This window comes from Komagataeibacter kakiaceti JCM 25156 (assembly GCF_000613305.1).
This window is the reverse complement of the sequence record NZ_BAIO01000225.1, coordinates 1-3,682: the sequence shown is the minus strand read 5'-3', so window position 1 is coordinate 3,682 and position 3,682 is coordinate 1. Positions and strand designations below refer to the sequence as shown.

2 protein-coding genes and 1 pseudogene are annotated in these 3,682 nt (G+C 60.2%); all 3 read left to right on the top strand.

Features of this window, described 5'->3' with window-relative positions; translation table 11 throughout:
- Window positions 1-183: hypothetical protein (locus tag JCM25156_RS30230; protein WP_206777865.1), on the top strand; the 183-nt coding region annotated here is incomplete at its 5' end.
- A gap of 398 nt (window positions 184-581) precedes the next feature.
- Window positions 582-2,857 (top strand): annotated as a pseudogene (locus tag JCM25156_RS23685) (TonB-dependent receptor).
- Between the two features lie 96 nt (window positions 2,858-2,953).
- Window positions 2,954-3,682 (top strand): lyase family protein (locus tag JCM25156_RS11120; protein WP_025813129.1); only part of this gene is annotated, 729 nt, incomplete at its 3' end.

Genomic DNA, 3,682 nt, shown 5'->3' with positions numbered 1-3,682 from the left:
CCAGCCGGATCGTGCCTTTGGTCACGGCTGGGCCACGGCCCAGGCGATCAGCCCCATAACGCGGCGCACGGCATGGCCATGCAGATCAGGCGCTGCCACCACGCGCGCGCCGCCCATGTCTGGCGCAGGGGGGGGGGCGGGGGCGTTCCGGCCCGTACGTTGCATCGGCATCCATCGGCCTGAAGTCGGGAGGGAGGCGGAAAGGGGTGGGGAAAGCGACATCGGGCGCCCAGAGTGTTATAATATAACATTCGTCTATATCAGTGTCCGGCCCGCCGTCAAGATCAAAGGCGGTTCTGCCAGGATTCCATACCAATCAGGTCTTTAATCGCTGTTATAGAATTATTTCATGACAACGACAGTAGTTGGTACATGATTTGCGAAGCCGACGCGCCCGAACACAATAAAAAAAGGAACAGATTATAACTGTATCCATAGGGACACAGTTCCATCCAATCCGATCATTTCGAGATAAATATGTTTGTTCATACATAGACAGTATCCGGGGGCCGTATGTATACGGGCGTATATGGACAAACGGCAGTGAAGCGGGAGCCAACATGGCAAGAATAACTACTGGTATGATGTGGATGTTTTCGGCCAGTCTTGGCGCATTGCTTGGCTCCTCCGCCTATGCCCAGAGTACAACAGCCCAGAACACGACAGGTGGCGACAACGGCGCAAAAAGCAGCCTGTCACCCACCCCCGCCAGGGAAAAGACGGCCACGCAGGACGCCGTTACTTCCGGCAACGCGGAAGAGGTGACCGTTATCGGCCATCACCGCATGGTTGCGGGCGCTGCTGCCAACTATAACAAGAAGATGGCCAATCTCGGCCCGCTGGGCACGCGCCGCACGCTTGATACGCCCATGTCGATCATGACCGTGCCGCATGACGTGATCGTCAACCAGCAGGCGCGCAACATCAATGACCTGATGCAGTACATGCCGTCGGTCCAGCTCGAAACCCGCGCCGATCCCGGCACCAGCCGCCCGCAGTCGCGCGGGTTCGAGGCGGACGTGATCTCCAACAGTCGTATTGATGGCCTGAACGCCTTTACCGTCACCCCCTACGCCGCCGAACAGTTTGACAACGTGCAGGTGCTCAATGGTCTGGCCGGTGCGCTGTATGGACCGCAGAACCCCGCCGGCACGTTCGAATACGGCCTGAAACGCCCGACGGATGAACGCATCAACCGCCTTGTCGTGGGGGTGGATTCCATCGGCACGCTCATGGAAAACGCGGACGCCTCGGGCCGCGTGGGCAGGAATGGCTGGTTCGGCTACCGCATCAACCTGCTGCATGGCGATGGCACGTCCTATGTGCAGGATAGCTGGATCCGCCGTAACATGGTCAGCGCGGATTTCGACATCCATTTCGACCGCAATACCGTGCTTGAACTCGACGCCAGCCATTATACCTTCGATGAACGCGGCATGCCGGCGGGCATCAACCTGGCCGGGCATTCCCTGCCCGAAGCGCCGGATCTGGGCAAGCCGCACATGGGGCAGGATTACGCAGGCTTCAACTCCGAAAACAACGTGTTCCTTGCCAAGCTCAAGCACCGGATCAACGATGACTGGAGCTTCCTCATCGGCGGGCTGTACCAGGATTCGGCGCGTCAGGTGTTCGAATCCGCCGATACGCTGATCAACAACGTCGGCGGTTACAACCAGACCGTTTCCGCCGCCGCGACGGTGAACGACTTCAAGGTCGGCAGTAACATGGCCTACATCAACGGGCGTGTGCGTACCGGCTTCATCAAGCATGATCTGGTCATCGGCACCAACGGGTACATGGAAGGCGGCTACAACCCCACCACGGGCCAGAGCTTCACGACCGTCACGGGCGGCAGCCTGTATAACCCGCAGGTCGCCTCCGGCCCCGATGCCGGCAAGCAGCCCTATTACCATGGGCGCTATGAATCCCAGTACGTGCGCTACCAGTCCATGATCCTGGGCGATACGCTGCATTTCAACAAGCACTGGTCGATCATGGGCACGCTGGCATGGAGCTGGCTGCATCAGGACACCATGGCCAACCCGGTAACGGGCAAGGGGGCCGCGCCTTCCTATTCACGCGGGGCGGCCTTCAGCCCGACGGCCAGCCTGGTTTACAAACCCGCGGATAACCAGACGGCCTATTTCACCTATGGCCGTTCGTTGCAGGCGGGCACCTCGGTTTCGGCTGGCGCGGTGAACAACAACGAATTCACCTCTCCCGTCCGGAGTGAGGAATACGAGGTTGGCTACAAGTACATGTACCGTAACATACAGTTCAATGTAGCGGGTTTCCGCGCCACGCGCAGCTATGCCTATATTGATCCCACCACGTTGATCTATGGCAACTATGGCACGCAGCGTAACTATGGTGTCGAATTCCAGGCCATGGGCCACATCACGCCCCGCCTGTCGGTTATTGGCGGCATGACATGGATCGATGCCGAAGTGCTGCATACCAATTCGGCCGCGACATCCAACAAGGAGGCCGTTGGCGTGGCGCCGCTTCAGGCCAACGTGCTGATGGATTACCGCCTTCCGTTCTCGCAGGGGTTTGCGCTCAATGGCATGGCGGTCAACGCCAATGTCCATTACACGGGCCGCCGCGCGGCGGATATCCAGAACTCGACCTATGCCGGTTCCTATGTGACGCTGGATATGGGGCTGCGTTATCCGTTCCGTGCGGCCAAGCATCCGTGGATGGCCCGTTTTGGCGTGACCAACGTGGCCAATGAGCGCTACTGGTCATCCGTCTATAACGCACGGCCGAGGGTACGAACGTGACCGCCGGCGGCACCAGCGCGGCCTATGCCGGCATGCCGCGCGCCTATCACTTCACGCTTGAAGCCGACTTCTAAAACCCCGGCGCACCCGCTTGTGATACCAGGCGGGGGCGCGAAAGCGCGGTGGTGTTCCCATATCTCCTGAAAGACACAGGGAAAAGGAACGCCACCATGACTGAACCCGCAACCCCCGTCCTTCGTGATTGTCCCATCGGGCTGGACGCCACCGGCACCCGGCGGGAAAAGGACTCGATGGGGGAAATTGAAGTTCCCGCCAATCATTACTGGGGCGCGCAGACCCAGCGCAGCCTCGTGCATTTCTCGATCGGGCGGGACCATATGCCCATCGAGGTCTGCCATGCCTACGGCATCGTCAAGAAGGCAGCGGCGCAGGTCAACGCGGCCGATGGGCGGATGCCGCAATGGAAGGCCGATGCGATCAGCCGCGTTGCTGATGAAGTGATCGCGGGCAGACTCGATTCCGAATTCCCGCTTTTTGTCTGGCAGACCGGCTCGGGCACCCAGACGAACATGAACGTGAATGAAGTCATCGCCAACCGGGCCATCCAGCTTCTGGGGGGCGTGATCGGGTCCAAAAGCCCGATACACCCCAATGACGATGTCAATATGGGCCAGTCGAGCAACGATTCCTTTCCCACCGCCATGCATGTGGCGACCGTGCTGGAAATTGATAGCCGCCTGCTGCCGCGCGTGCGTGAACTTATTGCCGCCCTGCGCGCCAAGGCGGAGGAATGGATGCAGGTGGTCAAGATCGGTCGCACCCACCTGCAGGATGCCGTGCCGCTTACGGTGGGACAGGAATGGTCCGGCTGGGCGCGCCAGCTTGAGGATGCGCTGGAAGCGGTCGAGGCCGCCCGTCCGGGCCTGCTGCAACTGGCG